Origin of the sequence: Burkholderia sp. COPS, assembly GCF_019425585.1 — a bacterium.
Classification (GTDB): Bacteria; Pseudomonadota; Gammaproteobacteria; order Burkholderiales; family Burkholderiaceae; genus Burkholderia; species Burkholderia cepacia.
Genome location: NZ_WIXR01000068.1, coordinates 1 through 18194, shown reverse-complemented (window position 1 = coordinate 18194; position 18194 = coordinate 1). Strand labels below are relative to the sequence as shown.

Sequence of the window (18194 nt, the reverse complement as noted above, 5' to 3'; positions counted from 1 at the left end):
TCCGCTTGAAACTCCCGTTCGAATGGCAGATCGGGCTGCGCTACGCGCGCGGCGGCCGGCGCTCGGCCGGCGACGGCTTCGTGTCGTTCATTGCCGGCGCGGCGATGGCCGGCATCGCGCTCGGCGTCGCCGCCCTGATCGTCGTGCTGTCGGTGATGAACGGTTTCCGGACCGAAGTGCGCGACCGGATGTTGTCGGTGCTCGCGCACGTGGAAATCTTCTCGCCCACCGGCGCGATGCCCGACTGGCGGCTCACCGCGCACGAATCGCTGCGGAACCCGGCGGTGCGCGCCGTCGCGCCCTACGTCGACGCGCAGGCGCTACTGACGAACGCGGGCAGCGTGACGGGCGTCGCGCTGCGCGGCATCGATCCCGTGCTCGAGCCGCGCGTGTCCGAGATCGCGCGCAAGCCGAAGACGGGGCGGCTCGACGCGCTCGTACCGGGCGGGATGGGCATCGTGCTCGGTTCGGCGCTGGCCGACGCGCTGCACGTGAAGATCGGCGACCGCATCACGTTCTTCGCGCCCGGCAACACCGCGCGCATCGGCGACGCGCTGCCGCAGTTCCGGCAGTTCAACGTGGTCGGCACGTTCGAGTCGGGCCACTACCAGTACGACAGCGCGCTCGCATACATCCATATCCGCGACGCGCAGACGCTGTTCAACGTGCGCGCGCCGACCGGCATCCGGCTGCGCCTCGACGATCTGCAGCGCGCGCCGGACGTCGCGCTGGAACTGTCGCGCTCATTGTCGGGCGATCTCTACATCCGCGACTGGACGCGGCAGAACCGCACGTGGTTCGAGGCCGAGCGGCTGCAAAAGCGCATGCTGTCGCTGATCCTGATGCTGATCGTCGCGGTCGCCGCGTTCAACCTCGTGTCGTCGCTCGTGATGACCGTCACGCAGAAGCAGGGCGACATCGCGATCCTGCGCACGCTCGGGGCACCGCCCGGGTCGATCATGAAAATCTTCGCGATCCAGGGGATGACGATCGGCCTCACCGGCACGCTGGCGGGCGTCGCGCTCGGCTGCGCGATCGCGGTGAGCATCCCGTGGGTGCTGCCGGCGGTCGAGCGGTTGCTCGGCATCCACTTCCTGACGCCGTCCGTGTACTTCCTCAGTTCGCTTCCGTCGAAGCTCGCGGTGGCCGACGTGATCGAGATCGCCGCGGCCGCGTTCCTGATGTCGTGCGTCGCGACGCTCTACCCGAGCTGGCGCGCCGCGCGGGTACGGCCGGCCGAAGCGCTGCGCGACGAATAGGCGCGCGGCGCTTCGGCATGGCGCGCCGTCACGCCGTCTCGTGAAAACCGAGGCTATGGGTGCCGTTCAGGATGTCCTCGAACGCGTTCCCGAAGCCGACGTCGATCAGGCCCGCGCGCCTGCCGTACGTCTTCTGCCCCGACACGTCGCTGACGAAGATCGCCGCGCCCGACGACAACTGACGATCGGTATCCAGCAGCGCGAGCGTACCGCGTGCGCTGCCGGCCGACTCGTCGAAGTTCAGCCGCGTGCCGTCCTGCGTGGTGAAATGCCCGCCGACCTCTTCGAATTTCCGGTTGCGCGCGACGGACGCGTTCATCTCCTTCATGAAGAGGAAGTCCGCGTCGGCGCGCTGGCTGGCCACCTTGCGATCGTCGTCGGAGAACGTGTCGCCCACCGCGGCGGCGCCCTGCTCGGCGAAGTCGACGGCCTGCTGGTGAAACTCGCGCGTCGCGAGCACGAGGCCCGCGTTCGCGTTCAGCGTCGACTCCACCCACGCGCGATCGCTCTCCGTCATCGTCTTCGACACGACCTTGATCCGGCCGTTGTCGGTCATGAAGTCGAACTTCGCGTCGGCCAGGTCCGGGCGCTTCGCGATGATCTCCTGCAGGCTCGTCGCGAGCTGGCTAGTGACGTCGCGCAGCTTCGTCGACAGGTCGCCCAGGATCGTCATCTGCTTCGTGCGCGCCGCCTGCATCGCGACCGGGTCCAGCGCCCGGATCTCAAGCGGCGTGTCCTGCGGTTTCCCGGCCGCCGTGTCCGCCGGTCGACGCCCGTCGAGCGCGGCTTCCTGCACCATCTGCGCGAGCGTCAGGCCGCTCGCTGCCGTGACTGAAATCGTCATGCCCTCTCTCTCCTTTCAATCCGTTTTTTACCGTTTACGGACAAATTTCGAGGAAATTTAGACCGATCGCACATCGATCGCGAAGCACGTGCCAATACTTTGTTTGACTTGAGCTAAAAAAGTTTGACACCGAGATTTCACTGAGATAAGTTTGCGCAAGCTTCCGGAAAGCAATCCGGCTCGCCTCGCCGACTCGCGTCGCGCTTTCCTGCCGTTGCAGCACCGCCGTTCGCACCATCCCCGCCTCATTGCATCGTGCCGTTCCGTTTCATCCGAAACCTGAAGGAAGACCGGGCATGCCCACATTTGATTCGCACTCCTCCATTCATTTCGCACCACCGGCAGTGGGCCGACCGCGCGTCATGAAACGGCTGCCGTGCTGACGCTTTCCGGTCGGGGCAATGCAGTCGCCCCGACACCCGCCGGGTTGCGCGACGCGCGTCGACGCCGGCCGTGACACCCGGGCATTGCGCCCGGCGCTTTCGAAGGTGCAGTTCCGCTTCATCCGATGCAGCACCCGGCCGGGCCGCGGGGGGCATATCGCGGGCCGGCCGGTTCCGGACAATCACAACAAGAGGTCGACAATGGACATTCATCGAACCGGATTGCGTCGCGCGTGGCTTCCCGCGCTCGTGGCGGCCACGACGCTCGCCGCGTGCGGCGGCGACGACGGCGGCAGCGTGGCGGGCGTCTCGGCGCTCGCGCAGGGCCAACAGGAGGGGGCCGCCGCATCGGCGGCCGACAAGCAGTCGCTCGCATCACGCTTCTCGCCGTCCGGCGTCCCGTACGCCAATCCGGCCAGCGGCGGCCGCTACCGCCCCGTGATCGCGAACGGCCAGGTGCAGCCGTCGCTGTCGGGCGGCACGATCGAGGAGAACGCGTGGGTCGACACGTCGGTTGATTCCGACGGCGACGGCACGCGCGACCGCATCCACGTGCGCATCGTGCGCCCGACCGAAACCGCGAACGGCGCACGCACGCCCGTCATCGTGCTCGCGAGCCCGTACTACGCGGGCCTCGCCGACAGCCCCGACCACAACGTCGACGTCGAGCTCGACGGCACGCCGCACCCCGCCGCCAATGCGCCGGCGGCCGCAGCCGCGTCGGCCTCCGCGCGCATCATGGCCGCCGCGCCGCAGGTGCGGATGCTGCAGCAGGTGGAAGCCGCCGCCGCCGGGCGCTCATGGATCGAGGGCTACTTCATTCCGCGCGGCTTCACGATCGTCTACGCGGATTCGCTCGGCACCGCCGGCTCGGACGGTTGCCCGACGATCCTCACGCGCGACGAATCGGTCGCGATGGCATCGGTGATCCGCTGGCTCGGTCGCGACGCGACCGCGAAGGACGCGAACGGCAAGACGGTCGTCGCGAACTGGTCGACGGGCCACGTCGGCATGTACGGCGTGTCGTACGACGGCACGCTGCCGAAGATGGTCGCGAGCCTGCGCACGCGCGGGCTCGATGCGATCGTGCCGGTCGCCGGGTTGACGAACATGTACGGCTACTACCGCTCGGGCGGGCTCGTGCGTGCGCCGGAAGGCTATCAGGGAGAAGACGTCGACGTGTACATCAAGGCGCTGCTGACGAACGCGCATCCGGAGCGTTGCACGCACCTGATCGACGAAGCGTTGCAGCAGGAAGACCGCAAGACCGGCGACTATTCGCCGTTCTGGGCCGCGCGCGACATCCCGACCGGCTTCGCGGTCGCGCCGGCGCTCGTTGCGCAAGGGTTGACCGACGACAACGTGCGCGTCGACCAGTCGACGTCGTGGTATCTCGCGATGCGGCGCCAGGGCGTGCCGACGCAGCTGTGGCTGCACCGCCTGAAGCACACCGACCCGACCCGCGTGCCGGCGATGGCCGATGCGTGGACCGCGGAGGTGAACCGCTGGTTCACGCGTTACCTGATCGGTTATGACAACGGCGTCGAACGCGATCCGCGCGCGGTGATCGAGCAGGCGGACGGCACGCTGCTGAAGGAAGCGGACTGGGCCGCACGCCACGCCACGCCGGTCACGTACTTTGCCGGCGGCGACGGCGCAGGCACCGGCACGCTGCTGCGGCAGCCGACCGGCGGCCCGCTCGCGCGCTTCACGGACGATGCGCGCATCCCCGCGCTCACGCTGGCGAACACAGCGACGGGTGAGAACCGCAGCCGCTTCGAAACCGCGCCGCTGACGGCCGCGACACGCCTGTCCGGTGCCGCGACCGCACGCGTCAGGCTGACCTTCACGGCGGTGGCCAACGTGACGGCCCTGCTGGTCGATCGTGCGCCGGACGGCACGGCCACGATCGTCACGCGCGCGTGGACCGACCCGCGCAACCGGCTCTCCGAGTGGCTGTCGGAACCCGTGCTGCCCGGCTTGCCGTACGACCTGAAGCTGACCTTCATGCCCCGTGACTACAAGCTGGAAGCCGGCCACCGGCTGGGGCTCGTCGTCCTGTCCAGCGACAACGAGGCAACGCTGCGGCCGACGCCGGGCACGGGCCTCACGCTCGATCCGGCCGGGACGTCGGTGACGGTGCCGCTGGCCGCTCTCTAAAAAAGCGGCATGCCCCCTGCCCGTCGCGCGGCCACGACCGCGTGGCGGACAGGGGCGGTACGCAGCGCCGCATCAACTCAAGGGCAACACCGTTACATCTCGTCCATTCAACTCCCCCGTTTCCCTAAAACGCTGCGCCCGAATAATAATTTCACGTTCCATCAATCAAGCGACGCTTTAAATCAAAAAGCGAAACAAAATACTGTCGCTTGACATCGAAAACCCATCGACTAGATTTCAAAAAAATCCGGGCACGCTGAAGCGGTCGGCGCGAGACTCGCCTGATTCGCACGTCACCTCATGCCCGTCAACGGTTGCGGACATCTCGTTCGGCGGACCTCGCTTTCATTTTCTTGCGTCGGGTACGCAGGATTCCCTGTTTCAGTCGAAGCCCCGCCCGCCTCGACCGGGCAACCGCCTATCGCAGGCATCACTACCGCACCACGAACCGGAATCCCGGCATTCCAGTGCATGACGTCGCGCCCCACTTCGGAGAATTGCGATGAGCAATCTGTCCACCGATACGACAGCCGCTTCAACCCTGCCATTGAATCATCGAGGCAGCATGCCGTTCGTGGCGATTCGGGGCCCGGAGCGGAGCGATTACGAATCCCGGGTCGTACAGGCTTACCAGGACGACCCGCAGAACTGGAGCAAGGCCATCGGCAATCGTCTCTGGTTCCAGTTCGGCGTATATGACCATTTTCAATCGCCCGGGCCGATCGACCTCGACGAATCCGGTCTCCGCTATTTCGAACGGCAACTCGAGATTGCCGGACTGGAAATGCCGGATGACAAGCCGGTCAACCGGATACTCGATATCGGATGTGGATGGGGAACGGTGCTGCGGGATCTGGCCGAGCGATTTCCCGACTGCCATCGCCTGGATGGCATCAACATCAGCGATCGCCAGCTCGAATACTGTGCCGAGATGAATGCGGCGCGGGGATTGTCCGGCAGGATCAAGCTGTTCCGGTGCAATGCGCTGGACATCGATTTGCTGCCGGATATCGAGCGACCCTACGACCTCGCGATCATGCGCGGGGTGATCTCCCACTTTCCGTACGATCTCTTCGAAATGGTGATGGCAAAACTCCGGCAGCGGCTGACCCCGACCGGGACCGTCATTATTTCGGACAACCTATATAACGTCGATCTCTCGGAATATCGCTCCGATACGCCTGACATGGTCGACAGGCTGGCGTGCAAGTATCGCAAGACGCCGGCGTACCTGCGGCAGGTGTTCGAGCAAAGCGGTTTCTCGGTCAAGGACATGCGGATCCTGCCTGACAGGACCGACGCGACACGATGGTTGTTGAGCGTGCAGGACAACATCGAGCGGCATTTCCCGACGGGCGCAGTCGGGGCACTGGAGGAACTCCGCGTCATGTGCGAAAGCCTGGCGGTCGCCATCGTCAAGCATCAGGTTTCGATCTACAGCTTCGTGCTCGAGCGCGATCGATGAAATCCGTCCTTCTTCCGGCCGCCGAACGTCCTGCACGAGAACCTGCCATGAAAGACATTCCCAACTTCGTTCGCAACCTGCCGGGCCTGCCGAAGCCCGGGGAAAAAATATTCCATCCGGACTTCCATCTGCAACTGAAACCGATGTGGCATCCGCTCCACGACGAGACGGAGCGCCGGATCGCGCTCACCGACAGTCCTTATATCCTCGCCTATTACGGCAGTCAGAAGGCGGTGGAACACTATCTGGCACAAAGCATGCCGTCATTCGGGGGCCTGTGCTATCCGCACACCCTGAACGACAGGATCTACGATCTCGAACGGATGATGAGCATCACGACGCTGATCGACGACACCATCACCAACCCGGACATGCTGGAGCAAACGCAACGGCGGTCGGCTTTGCGACAGCACTACTTCGACGCGATCGCAGGCATCCGGCCGCCGGATACGGCCCCGATCGCACAACTGCTGCATGACGGGCTGCTCCCCATCAAGGACCAGCTATTGTCGAAACCGCGCGTCTGGAAACGGCTGGAGGAATCGCTTCACACGTTGATCATCAGACAGACGGATCCCTTGGCGCTGAAAATGGACGAGTTAACGTTCGACGCCTACCTGGAAATGCGGCGCATCGACAATTACGGGGAATGGGCCGCCATCATGACGGAGTACGCGATCGACGTGGACATGACCGATCACCTGATTGCCGACCGATCGCTGGCAGAAATGAGAACGGCCGCCATCGACTCGATTACGCTGGTCAACGACCCGTATTCATTCCGAAAGGAAATCCATATCGCCGATTCGGTCAATTCCGTCTGGCTGCTGATGTATCGCGAAGGCCTGAAACTCCAGGATGCATTGAACAAGCTGGCGACGCTGGTTGCCGAAAACGAGCGCAACCTGATGGCCGCCCGCGATCGTGTCCTGGCCGGCCCGTTGGGGAACCGGGCGGATGTGCGTGCCTATGTGACCGAACTGGAGCATCTGGCCTCCGGCAACGCGGAATTTCACGCAATCAGCACGCGCTACCACGGCCGGGATTTCAAAGGGAAACGGTTCATTTCCGGCGAGGTGACCATTCGGCCGCTACCGTCCACCGATGAAGTGGCAGCGGCGGATCGGGCGGGCGAGCGTCCCGCGAACTGATTCACCCGATCGGGAGTCCGGCCCGGTTCCCGGAGGCATGCCGGTTTCGCAGCCGCGTCGAGCGGGGCGGCCCCGACGCCGACCGCGACCTTCAGACCGCGACCTTGTTTCGCACCGGCAGCGCAAACCGCCGATCACACCGGCGTCAACACCGGCTGCCCCGCGAAATGCCGCTTCGCGTTGTCGAGAAACTGCTGCACCGAGCGCTCGAGCGCCTCCGGCGACCAGCCGCCCATGTGCGGCGTCAGCACGACGCTGTCGAGATCCGTCAGCGCGCGCGGCGGTTCCGGTTCCCCTTCGTACACGTCGAGCCCCGCGCCCGCGATGCGCCCTCCGCGCAACGCGTCTGCCAAAGCAGCGGTATCGACAACGCTGCCGCGCGACACGTTGACAAGAAAACCGCCCGGCCCGAGCGCATCGAGCACGGTGCGGTCGATCAGGTGCCGCGTGCCCGCCCCGCCCGGCGTCGCGACGATCAGGAAATCGGCCCACTGCGCGAGCGCGTCGACGCGGTCGAAGTAGCGATAAGGTACGTTCTTCTCCGACCGGTTGTGATAACCGATCTCGATGTCGAAGCCGGCCGCGCGACGCGCGCACTTCTCGCCGATCTTGCCGAGCCCGACGATGCCGAGCTTCCTGCCCGACACGTTCGGCGGCATCGGCAGCCCGTCGCGCCACACGCCGGCGCGGGTTTTCGCATCGAGCGGCACCACGTTGCGCACCGCCGCGAGCAGCAGCGCGAACGCGTGGTCGGCCACGCAGTCGTCGTTGGTGCCGGCGCCCGTCACGACCGTGACGCCGCGCGCCTTCGCGTGGGCGACGTCGATGTGCTCGTAGCCCGCGCCGAGCGCGCTGACGAACGTGAGTTGCGGAAGCCGGTCGATCTCGGCGCCGGTGAGCCCCGTGCTGCCGTTGGTCAGCACCGCGCGTATCGTGCCGCCGTGTTCGGCGATCGCGCGTTCGCGTTCTTCGGCAGTCGGGGCATGGCGCACGTCGAATGACGCGGCGATCTCGCGGTGCGCGTCGCCGCGCAATGCGATGAGGACCAGCAGCTCGGGTTTCATGTCAGCAATTGTCGGCAGGCGGAGACGAAATCGAGTGTAACAAGCCCGCGCGACTCATGCAGGCTATCCCCACGCGGGCTGTGGACACGCCGCCGCACGCGGTTTGCCAAAGCCCGCCCAGTCAAGTAACGTGCGGCCTACGCCCCCGTCCTGGAGATTGGCTCATGAAGCTCGCCCTGCCCGCCCGGATTCTGGGCCTCGCGTTCGCCGCTGCCCTCGTCGCACCCGGCGCGCACGCCGACGCACCCGTCGTGGTGTCGTCGAAGATCGACACCGAAGGCAACCTGCTCGGCAACCTGATTTCGCAAGTGCTGAAGGCGCACGGCATCCCCGTCACCGAAAAGATCGCGCTCGGCACCACGCCGATCGTGCGCAAGGCGCTCACGAGCGGCGAGATCGACATCTACCCCGAATACACGGGCAACGCCGCCTTCTTCTTCAACAAGGCCGACGATCCTCTGTGGAAGAACGCGAGCCAGGGTTACGACGCCGCGAAGAAGCTCGACTACGCGGCGAACCATCTCGTGTGGCTCGCCCCGGCGCCCGCGAACAACACGTGGGGCGTCGCGTTGCTCGCCCCCGTCGCGCAGTCGCAGCACCTGAAGACCTTCTCCGATTTCGGCAAGTGGGTCGCGGGCGGCGGCAAGGTGAAGCTCGCCGCGTCGGCCGAATTCGTGAACAGCGCGTCGGCGCTGCCGTCGTTCGAGAAAGCGTACGGCTTCAAGCTGAAGCCCGAGCAGCTCGTCGTGCTGTCGGGCGGCGACACGGCCGCGACGATCAAGGCCGCCGCGAACCAGACCGACGGCGTGAACGCGGCGATGGTGTACGGCACCGACGGCGGCATCGCGTCGAGCGGCCTCGCGGTGCTCGACGACGACAAGCACGTGCAGCCCGTCTACGCGCCGGCGCCCGTGATCCGCGAAGCCGTGCTGAAAGCGCACCCGCAGATCGCCGATTACCTGAAACCGGTGTTCGCGAGCCTCGACCTGAAGACGCTGCAGTCGCTGAACGCGCGCATCCAGATCAACGGCGAGCCGGCGGCCGGCGTCGCGAAAAGCTACCTGAAAGCGAAGGGCTTCGTGAAATGACCGAACGCGCGGCGGCGTCCGCGCGGCGCGTGATCCCCGACAAGGTCGGCATCCTGATCGGAATCCTCACGATCGTCGCGGTGCTCGGCCTGCCGTTCGTCGTGCTGCGGCCGAACCGGATCGCGGCCGGCACAGGGCTGTCGGTGTTCGCCGCGCTGCCGGCGATGCAGGGCGCGGCGCTGGCCGCGCTGTGGATCGTCGGCGCGCTGTGGGCGATGAAGGCGAGCCGCCCCGCGTGGCGGCTCGCGGCCGGCTGCGCATGGCTTGCGACGCTCGCGTACGCGCTCGGCGCGGCCGCGACGCACGTCGTCGCCGCCGACGACATGCTCGCGCGCGTGTCGCCCGACGCGGGCGTCTGGCTGTTGCTGTTCGCGTGGGCCGTGCTCGTCGCGGACGCGCTCGCACGGCTCGCCTTCGGCCCGTGGCGGCGCCTCGCCGCGCTCGTCGTCGCGATCGCGGCGATCTCGGTGCCGCTCGCGAGCGGCTGGTGGGACGGCCTCTCCGTGATGCGCGAATATGCGGTGCGCAGCGACGATTTCTGGCGCGAAGCGATCCGTCACGTGTCGCTCGCGGGCGGCTCGGTGGCCGCCGCGCTCGTCGCGGGCGTGCCGCTCGGCGTCGCCTGCGCGCGCATCGCGGCGGTGCGGACCGTCGCGATGCCCATGCTCAATATTGTGCAGACGATCCCCAGCATCGCGATGTACGGGTTGATGATGGCCCCGCTCGGGCTGCTGGCCGCACACGTGCCGCTCGCGGCCGCGCTCGGCATTCGCGGCATCGGCGTCGCGCCGGCCGTGCTCGCGCTGTTCCTGTATTCGCTGCTGCCGATCGCGTCGAGTGTCGTGGTCGGGCTCGGACAAGTGCCGCCGCACGTGACCGAAGCGGCGCGCGCGATGGGCATGACGCGCGCGCAGCGGCTGCTGCATGTCGACCTCGTGCTCGCGCTGCCGGTGATCCTGAGCGGCGTGCGCATCGTGCTCGTGCAGAACATCGGGCTAACCGCGGTCGCCGCACTGATCGGCGGCGGCGGCTTCGGCACCTTCATCTTCCAGGGGATCGGGCAATCGGCCGCCGATCTCGTGCTGCTCGGCGCGATCCCGACGATCGCGCTCGCGCTGGTGGCCGCCGTCATATTCGAAGCCGCGACCACGCTCGCGAAGGGGCGTACAGGATGATCGAGATCGAACATGCAGGCAAACGCTTCGGCGATGTCGTCGCTGTCGACGACGTTTCGCTGACGATGCAGCGCGGCACGATCACCGCGCTCGTCGGTGCGTCGGGCAGCGGCAAGTCGACGCTGCTGCGCATGATCAACCGGCTGATCGCCCCCACCAGCGGCACGATCCGCATCGACGGCGTCGATACGGCGACCGTCGCGCCCGAACAGCTTCGGCGCGGCATCGGCTACGCGATCCAGGGGCACGGGCTGTTTCCGCACTGGAGCGTCGCGCGCAACATCGCGACCGTGCCGCGCCTGCTCGGCTGGCCGGCCGCGCGCATCGACGCGCGCGTGAACGAACTGCTCGACCTGTTCCATCTCGCGCCGGCCGAGTTCGCGGACAAGCTGCCGCACGAACTGTCGGGCGGCCAGCAGCAGCGTGTCGGCGTCGCGCGCGCGCTCGCGGCCGAGCCCGCGATGCTGCTGATGGACGAGCCGTTCGGCGCGCTCGACCCGATCATCCGCGGCAAGGCGCAGGACGACCTGTTCGCGTTGCAGCGCCGACTCGGCATCACGGTCGTGATCGTCACGCACGATATCGAGGAAGCGCTGAAGCTCGGCGACACGATCGCGGTGATGGACGGCGGCCGGCTGCTGCAGGTCGCGCCGCCGGCCGAGATTCTCGGCAAGCCGGCGGCCGGTGTCGTCGAGCAGCTCGTCGCGGGCGTCGACCGGCCGCTGCGCCTGCTCGCGCTGACGCCGATCGACGCGGTGGCCGAACCCGGCCATGCGGACGGCGAGCCGATCGACGCGACCCGCACGCTGCGCGATGCGGTGTCGGAACTGCTGTGGCGCGGTGTCGACGCATTGCCCGTCGACGACGGCGATGCACGCAACGCGCGCGGCGCGCGCCGCATCACGCTCGACGCGATCCGCGCGCACGCCAGGCAGCCCGCATGACGACGCCGGATACCATGCAACGCACACGGCCCTTGCGTTCGCCCCTGCCCCGCCACGTTGCCGCGTTCACGGCGCGCGCCGCCGCGCTCGCGCTGCTGCTCGTGCTGCTGGTGCGGCCGATGTGGCTGCAGGGCCTTTTCGCACCGTTCGCGGACAACGGCGCGCCCGTCATCTACGATCGCGCGAGCCTGCTCGACCTGACGCTCGCGCATCTCGGCACGGTCGCGCTGTCGAGCCTGATCGGCACGATCGTCGCGGTGGCGGCCGGGATCTTCGTCACGCGGCCGGCCGGCGCGGATTTCCTGCCGGTCGCGCGCAGCGTCGTCGACATCGGCCAGACCTTCCCGCCGGTCGCGGTGCTCGCGCTCGCGGTGCCGGCCGTCGGCTTCGGGCTGAAACCCGTGCTGATCGCGCTCGTGCTGTATGGTCTCTTGCCGGTTTTCGAAAGCACGATCGCGGGGCTCGAGGACGTGCCGCGCGATGTCGTCGACGCCGCGCGCGGGATGGGGATGAGCGGCTGGCAGCAACTGGTGTCGGTCGAGCTGCCGCTCGCGTTCCCGGTGATCGTCAACGGCATCCGGCTCGCGGTCGTGATCAATCTCGGCACCGCGACGATCGGCTCGACGGTTGCCGCGCGCGGCCTCGGCGACGTGATCATCGCGGGCCTGCAGACGTCCAATACCGCGTTCGTGCTGCAGGGCGGCGTGATCGTCGGGCTGCTCGCGGTGCTCGTCAGCGATGCGATCGGCGCGATCGCGCGAGTGGCGAGCGCGCGGCGCGCCTAGAAGTCGTCGCGACATTTTCCAAGGGAGAAGCCATGGCTGTCCTGGACACCGGCCCGTTTTTTCATGGCACGAAAGCGGATTTGCGGATCGGCGACGTGCTGACGGCGGGCTTCAGATCGAATTACCGGGATGACGTCGTGATGAATCACGTTTATTTCACGGCCCTGCCCAAGGGCGCCGGCCTTGCCGCGGAAATGGCCAAAGGCGACGGCAAGCCGCGGGTCTATATCGTCGAGCCCACCGGGGCATTCGAAAACGACCCGAACGTCACGGACAAGAAATTCCCGGGCAATCCGACGCGCTCGTATCGAAGCACATCGCCCTTGAAGATCGTCGGCGAACTCGATCGCTGGGAACCGTACGATCCGGCGTTCATTCAGCAACTGAGAATCCGCATCGAAACCGGCATCGGCGAGATCATCAACTAGCGGTCATCCGGACTCCGATGCGTGTCCGCGCAACGATCGCCGCGTCGATCGTTGCGAACGTCACAAGCCTACACATCGCTTTCATTCGAGCCGGCGCTCGACCGTCTTGCCCGATTGGCCGATATACTATGCGCCTCCCATTTCCCCGCACTCGACCATGCGACGACGGTTTTTCTGGCTGATCGTGCTCTCGCTCGGCATTGCGCAACAGGTATCGGCTCAGCAAACGCCCGCAGCGCCTGCCTCTGCGCCCGACGTGCTGGCGTCGGCGCCGGCTGTCGCCTCCGCGCCGCTCGCGAACGCCGACGATCAGCCGAACGAAGCAAACCGCCGCATCACGTCCTACCTGACGAAGAAATTCGGTGTCGCGAAGGAACGGGCCGCCAAGCTCGCCGATATCGTGAGCGTCACTGCGACGAAATATTCGCTGCCTCCCGCACTCGTTTACGCCATCATCTCGATCGAATCGCGCTTCCAGGAAAAGGCGCGCGGCCAGCACGGCGCGACCGGACTGATGCAGGTCGTGCCGTCCGCACACCGCGGCATGCTGCGTAACGTGAAGGACCTGACCGAACCGAATGCGAACGTCGAGGCCGGCTCCCGGATTCTCTCCGGCTACGTGAAAGCGGCCGGCGGCAACGTGCTGGCCGGGCTGAAGAGCTACAGCGGCGGATCCAGCGCGTATGCGGCGAAGGTCATGCAGCGGGTCGATTCGTTCCGGTTCGTGCTCGAACCCGACGACGACACGAAAGCCGCGAACGAAACGAAGGCGCGGATGGTGCCGGTGAGCGAATCGACGTCGACATCGACGTCGGCGCGCAACGCGCAATAAGCAGGTACGTCGCACACGTCCCACCCCATGACTCCCTCTCCGCGCATGCGCGACACGATCCGGTACGCCACCCGCCTTCTCGCCGTCGCCGCGCTCGCGAGCGGCGCAGCGTCCGCGTTCGCCGCGGTCGATTGCGAACGGCAGGGGCCGACGATGGATGCGGTACGCCGATGCGTCGTCGACAACAACAACCAGGAAGTGGAACGCGCGTACCGGTCGCTCGAACGCAAGACCCGGCAACGCAACCCCGATGCGGCGAAACAGCTCGCGAAATCGCAGGCAAGCTGGCACGGCTTCGCGAGCGACACCTGCGACTACGTCAGAGCCGCCAATCCGCAGCAGATGATTCCGGACGACGCGTGGCTGAACTGCTGGGTCGACTTCAGCCAGGCGCGCGTGCGCATCCTGAAGAAATGGGAAGCGCAGGGCGACGCGCCGCAGCCGGCGCAACAGTGAACCGCGGACGATCGTCCGCGCAGCCGTCCGTCACGCCTGCGCGAAATGCGCGCGCAGATACTCGATGAAGACCTGCGTCTTCGCCGGCAGCAAGCGCGTTTCCGTCATCGCGTAGACCGGAACGGGCGCGCCCTCCCAGTCGGGCAGCACGCGACGCAACCGGCCCGCGGCCACGTCGTCGGCCACGACTTCCGCCGGCATCTGGATGATGCCCGCCTCGTGCACGGCGAGTTGCCGGACCATGCCGACACTGTTCACGATGAAACGCCCGCCCACCGGCACCTCGATCTCCCGCGCGGCGTCGTGCAGCGTCCACGCATCGACGCGCTGCACGCTCAGGCACTGATGCCGCCGCAGGTCGTCCGGTTCGCGCGGCTCGCCCGCGCGCTCGAGATAGCGCGGCGACGCATACAGGTGATTGCGGAACGTCGCGAGGCGCCGCGCGACGAGTTGCGAATCGGCCGATTCGCCGATGCGGATCGCGACGTCGAACGGTTCGCTCACCAGGTCGACACGCCGCGACGTCAGTTCGAAATCGAACGTGAGCTTCGGGTAGCGGTTCGCGAATTCGACGATCAGCGGCGCCAGGTAGACCACCGCGAAATCGACCGGAAACGACGCGCGCAGCACGCCCGACGGTTCGGCCAGCAACTCGCCGAGCTGCTCGTGCGCGAGCCGCGCTTCGTCGACGATACGTTTGCAGCGCTCGAAATACAGCTGCCCGGCTTCCGTCAGCTCGATGCGGCGCGTCGTCCGATGCAGCAGCCGCAAGCCGATCGCCTTCTCCAGTGCGCCGATGCGCCGCGACAGCGTCGAATTCGGCATCCCGAGCGCGTCGGCCGCGCTGCGAAAGCCCTTCGCCTTCACGACCTCCACGAACAACGCCATGTCGTTCAGCAGTTCCACGCCCACTGCTCCATCAATGGATCAATGTTATCCAAACTACCATATTTATCTCGAAAAAGAAGCAATGGATGATGTGTCCATGGCGGCGAGGCGCGTGCATGGTGCGCGGCCCGCGCCCGAGACGGCAACGCCCCGGTGCCGTTACCCGACCCTCGAGGAGCACGCATCATGGACGCATTGTTCACCCCGGCCCGTGTCGGCCGCTACACGCTGCAGAACCGCCTGGTCATGGCACCGATGACGCGCAGCCGCGCCGCGTTCGACGGCACGCCCGGCGCACTGGCCGCCGAGTATTACGCGCAGCGCGCGGATCTCGGCCTGATCGTCAGCGAAGGCACGCAGCCGTCGGACGACGGCCAGGGTTACCTGACGACGCCCGGCATCTACACCGATGCGCACGTCGCCGGCTGGAAGGCGGTCAGCGAGCGCGTGCACGCGCGCGGCGCCCGCCTGTTCATCCAGCTGATGCACGTGGGGCGCATGTCGCATCCCGACAATACGCCGCATCATCGCCAGGGCGTCGCGCCTTCCGCGATTGCGCCGGGCGTGCCGATGTTCACGATGAAAGGGATGCAGGAGATTCCGGCGCCGCGCGCGCTGACGACCGACGAAGTGCGCGGCACCGTGAACGACTTCCGCTTCGCCGCGCGCCGCGCGATCGAAGCCGGCGCCGACGGCGTCGAGATCCACGGCGCGAACGGGTATTTGGTCCAGCAGTTCTTCGCGCCGAACGCGAACACGCGCAGCGACGCCTACGGCGGTTCGATCGAAAATCGTGCGCGCTTCGCGATCGAGGTGGCCGAGGCGATCGCCGACGAGATCGGCGCGGACCGCACCGCGATTCGCCTGTCGCCGGGCACCACGTTGTGGGGCATCGACGAAGGCGCGGATGGGCCGGACCTGTATCGCTACCTGGCGACGCAGCTCGACCGGCTCGGCCTCGCGTACCTGCACGTGATGCACCAGGGCAACGAGCCGCTGCTCGCGGACCTGCGCGCACGCTGGCGCGGCACGCTGATCGTGAACCGGCCGGGCCGCACGCGCGACGCGATCGGCACGGATGTCGCGACGGGTCTCGCCGATCTCGAAGCGTACGGCCAGATGGTGCTCGCGAATCCGGATTTCATCACGCGGCTGAAGACGGGCGCGCCGATGAACGACGCGCAGCGCGACACGTTCTTCGGCGGCGATGCGCGCGGGTATGTGGATTATCCGGCGTTGGATGGGGCGGCTGCGGCTTGACGCGCCGCATAGGGTAGTCGCTGCGACGCGCTGAATCGGCCATCGCAGCGTCGCCCGTTAATCGCCCGATATCAAAGTAGATCGACGTTGACCTTGGAAATCATGGGCGCAATACGCAATGTACGGTCGGCCTGAGCACACACGTACTCCGAAATATTGCGCACCCATGCACGCTCCTCGCCTGCATACACCCCCGACTCCGCCAACTCGGGAGCCAGCTTCCTCGCCAGCGTCGCCATCTTTGTCAATTCACGTGCGACGAACGACGGCCGGATTTGCGTGCGATGCGCAAAATCCGCCAAGGCAAAAGCGGTCAGTTCCTCCGTTCGGAAAACATCCCCGAAAGCCATCGCCATGTCCTGGACATACGCGTCACCGTACACGTTGACGCAAACCAGATCGTAGAGCGGCGCTGGATCCAGACCGCCGCTGCTGACGAAAAACGAAATATTCTTGCCGTGCGCATCGCTGTTGCCGATCAGCAATTGCAGCAGCGCCCAGCGAAGCATTGCCGAGCGGGCAACCAACGGATTCTCGAAACTCGGTGTCAACGAAAACAACTTCTCGAAGCTCACGCCTTCGCGAATGTTACGCACGTCCGCATTGTTGCCGAGATTGCGTTCGTACTTGAGCGTCGCCGGCAAATCCAGCGCCTGGCATCCGTCGATGATATGGAGACGCCGCACCGCGCGGACGCGTTGAGGATCGTCCGGTTCGGTCGTCACGATTCGGTCGAATCGTTCGATGAGCAGAATGGGTTCCGGGATGCGCCGAATCTCGACATGTGCCACCGGCAATCCCATCTGGGCGGCCAGTGTCATACAGAAATGCTCGTTGGCGACCATGAACGGCGCATGCGGGTTCTGGGACTCGGGCTTCAGAATATGCGTGCTGCTGAGCGCTCCCTCGACGAGCGCGAATTGCTCGCCCTCGACCAGTATCTGCAGCTTGTCCTGGTGGCCTGCAATCGACAGCCGGACCTGATCGTCCCAGACGGGAAACGGAATCGCATCACGCTTGCGAATGCGATCGGTCAACTCTTCCGCGGATATCACGCGCCGCACGGATTCGAGGGCCTCCGGCGCCGGTGCATCGGCATCGTCGTCCGGGAAGAAACTCAATGCACCGACCGGCTCCTTCCCGAGCATTCGGATCAAACCGAACACATTGTCCTTCGATATCCGATACATCGCCGCGGCCACTTCGAGCGCGCGGCCCTCGGGCAGCAGGTTGCCGATGAAGCGCTGGACCGCGCCGGCAGGTAGCGGGCCGCCGTCAAGCGGAATGCACGGCGACAACGCAAACGCGTCGGCCCGCGCCTGCCACGCCGGATCGTACGAAAAGCCGTAATCGTCCCGGCGGGCATCGTAAGTCACCTGACCGACAGGCGAGCCGTTGGTCGAAATGCGCAGGCGATGAACCATCAGACGCCCTCTCCCGGCTCCGCCGACACGGCCTGCGCCGCCATGTGCTCGTGCAACGCCTTGCGGGCCACCGGCACTTCGCGTTTCGGCACGACGAGCAGATTGAGACCGAAGCCGTCGAGCACCTTGAACAATTTGTCGAGGCTCACCGCCCGGCCGTTTTCCAGCCGCGACAGCACGTCTTTGGAGACACCGAGCATATCGGCCGCGTCGTCGATACGCATTCGGCTCTGCGCCCGCCGATTGCGGACGAGCGCGCCCAGCGTTGCCAGATCCAGTGCAAGCGGGTCAGGAGCCGCGATCGGATGCGGTAAGGTGCGGGCCATAATTCCGGGATTTCAGGAACAATGTGCTGTCAGCCAGGCTCGACAACATAGTTACGAGAATGTCGGAATTATACTCACGCAGACACGAAACGTCGAATTATTCTGATATTTCAGGAATAATCAAGGGTGTGACCGCTATCGGCACATTGTTCTCATATTTCAGGAATTAAAATCAGGCGGCAAGCTCCACCGCCCGATTGCGACCGACCGGAATCCCTCCGCCGCTTCCGTCAATCGATTCTCCGCCCCGCCCCGTCAAAAC

At 66.3% G+C, this 18194-nt stretch carries 17 protein-coding genes; 12 read left to right on the top strand and 5 right to left on the bottom strand.

Annotated elements, in window-relative coordinates; genetic code table 11:
* Window positions 1-5: 5 nt before the first annotated feature.
* Entirely contained in the window at window positions 6-1259 is a 1254-nt protein-coding gene (locus FOZ70_RS35715; protein ID WP_042978218.1) for a lipoprotein-releasing ABC transporter permease subunit, read from the top strand.
* 28 nt (window positions 1260-1287) lie between these two features.
* Here the strand turns inward: FOZ70_RS35715 and FOZ70_RS35710 are convergent, their stop codons facing one another.
* Window positions 1288-2103 carry a hypothetical protein gene (locus tag FOZ70_RS35710; RefSeq protein WP_219707770.1) on the bottom strand — a complete coding sequence of 272 codons (816 nt, stop codon included), beginning with the start codon at window positions 2101-2103 and terminating at the stop codon, window positions 1288-1290.
* Between the two features lie 584 nt (window positions 2104-2687).
* On the opposite strand from FOZ70_RS35710, the gene FOZ70_RS35705 reads away from it, so the two are divergent.
* From FOZ70_RS35705 to FOZ70_RS35695, 3 genes are all read left to right on the top strand, one after another.
* The gene (locus FOZ70_RS35705) at window positions 2688-4646 is read left to right on the top strand and encodes a Xaa-Pro dipeptidyl-peptidase (protein ID WP_219707769.1); all 1959 of its coding nucleotides are present in this window, start codon (window positions 2688-2690) and stop codon (window positions 4644-4646) included.
* A gap of 502 nt (window positions 4647-5148) precedes the next feature.
* Window positions 5149-6111 carry a class I SAM-dependent methyltransferase gene (locus FOZ70_RS35700; RefSeq protein WP_059487071.1) on the top strand — a complete coding sequence of 321 codons (963 nt, stop codon included), beginning with the start codon at window positions 5149-5151 and terminating at the stop codon, window positions 6109-6111.
* Between the two features lie 47 nt (window positions 6112-6158).
* Window positions 6159-7262: a hypothetical protein gene (locus FOZ70_RS35695; protein WP_059487069.1), complete on the top strand. Its 1104-nt coding sequence runs from the start codon at window positions 6159-6161 to the stop codon at window positions 7260-7262.
* 134 nt (window positions 7263-7396) lie between these two features.
* On the opposite strand, the gene FOZ70_RS35690 is transcribed toward FOZ70_RS35695, so the two are convergent.
* Window positions 7397-8326 carry a 2-hydroxyacid dehydrogenase gene (locus FOZ70_RS35690; RefSeq protein ID WP_059622401.1) on the bottom strand — a complete coding sequence of 310 codons (930 nt, stop codon included), beginning with the start codon at window positions 8324-8326 and terminating at the stop codon, window positions 7397-7399.
* A gap of 164 nt (window positions 8327-8490) precedes the next feature.
* Here FOZ70_RS35690 and FOZ70_RS35685 point away from each other — a divergent pair, with 164 nt between their 5' ends.
* The 7 genes from FOZ70_RS35685 to FOZ70_RS35655 all read left to right on the top strand — a co-directional run bounded on the left by FOZ70_RS35685 (window position 8491) and on the right by FOZ70_RS35655 (window position 14034).
* Window positions 8491-9414, top strand: coding sequence for an ABC transporter substrate-binding protein (locus FOZ70_RS35685; protein ID WP_027790640.1), 924 nt, complete (start codon window positions 8491-8493; stop codon window positions 9412-9414).
* A complete protein-coding gene (locus FOZ70_RS35680; RefSeq protein WP_111997717.1) occupies window positions 9411-10589 on the top strand; it encodes an ABC transporter permease in 1179 nt (392 codons plus the stop codon). Before FOZ70_RS35685 ends, FOZ70_RS35680 begins: the two co-directional genes overlap by 4 nt.
* Window positions 10586-11533, top strand: a complete 948-nt coding sequence (locus tag FOZ70_RS35675) for an ABC transporter ATP-binding protein (RefSeq protein ID WP_048024892.1) — start codon at window positions 10586-10588, stop codon at window positions 11531-11533. Before FOZ70_RS35680 ends, FOZ70_RS35675 begins: the two co-directional genes overlap by 4 nt.
* Before the next feature lie 14 nt (window positions 11534-11547).
* Complete coding sequence (locus FOZ70_RS35670) at window positions 11548-12318, top strand: ABC transporter permease (RefSeq protein ID WP_104766717.1); 771 nt, start codon at window positions 11548-11550, stop codon at window positions 12316-12318.
* A 32-nt stretch (window positions 12319-12350) separates the two neighbouring features.
* Window positions 12351-12746: an NAD(+)--rifampin ADP-ribosyltransferase gene (gene arr / locus FOZ70_RS35665; RefSeq protein ID WP_059622407.1), complete on the top strand. Its 396-nt coding sequence runs from the start codon at window positions 12351-12353 to the stop codon at window positions 12744-12746.
* A gap of 157 nt (window positions 12747-12903) precedes the next feature.
* Complete coding sequence (locus FOZ70_RS35660) at window positions 12904-13578, top strand: transglycosylase SLT domain-containing protein (RefSeq protein ID WP_048024887.1); 675 nt, start codon at window positions 12904-12906, stop codon at window positions 13576-13578.
* A 27-nt stretch (window positions 13579-13605) separates the two neighbouring features.
* Window positions 13606-14034, top strand: coding sequence for a lysozyme inhibitor LprI family protein (locus tag FOZ70_RS35655; protein ID WP_225740317.1), 429 nt, complete (start codon window positions 13606-13608; stop codon window positions 14032-14034).
* 30 nt (window positions 14035-14064) lie between these two features.
* On the opposite strand, the gene FOZ70_RS35650 is transcribed toward FOZ70_RS35655, so the two are convergent.
* On the bottom strand, window positions 14065-14940 hold the full coding sequence (locus FOZ70_RS35650) for a LysR family transcriptional regulator (RefSeq protein WP_021156325.1): 876 nt from the start codon (window positions 14938-14940) through the stop codon (window positions 14065-14067).
* Window positions 14941-15108: 168 nt separating this feature from the next.
* Between FOZ70_RS35650 and FOZ70_RS35645 the strand changes: the two genes are divergently transcribed.
* Window positions 15109-16182 (top strand): alkene reductase, encoded by a 1074-nt coding sequence (locus FOZ70_RS35645; RefSeq protein WP_059622409.1) that lies wholly within the window; start codon window positions 15109-15111, stop codon window positions 16180-16182.
* Window positions 16183-16253: 71 nt separating this feature from the next.
* Here the strand turns inward: FOZ70_RS35645 and FOZ70_RS35640 are convergent, their stop codons facing one another.
* Together FOZ70_RS35640 and FOZ70_RS35635 are read right to left on the bottom strand one after the other, a co-directional pair.
* Entirely contained in the window at window positions 16254-17606 is a 1353-nt protein-coding gene (locus FOZ70_RS35640; RefSeq protein ID WP_165582221.1) for a HipA domain-containing protein, read from the bottom strand.
* Window positions 17606-17932, bottom strand: a complete 327-nt coding sequence (locus FOZ70_RS35635; protein ID WP_219707768.1) for a helix-turn-helix transcriptional regulator — start codon at window positions 17930-17932, stop codon at window positions 17606-17608. Before FOZ70_RS35635 ends, FOZ70_RS35640 begins: the two co-directional genes overlap by 1 nt.
* Window positions 17933-18194: the final 262 nt, after the last annotated feature.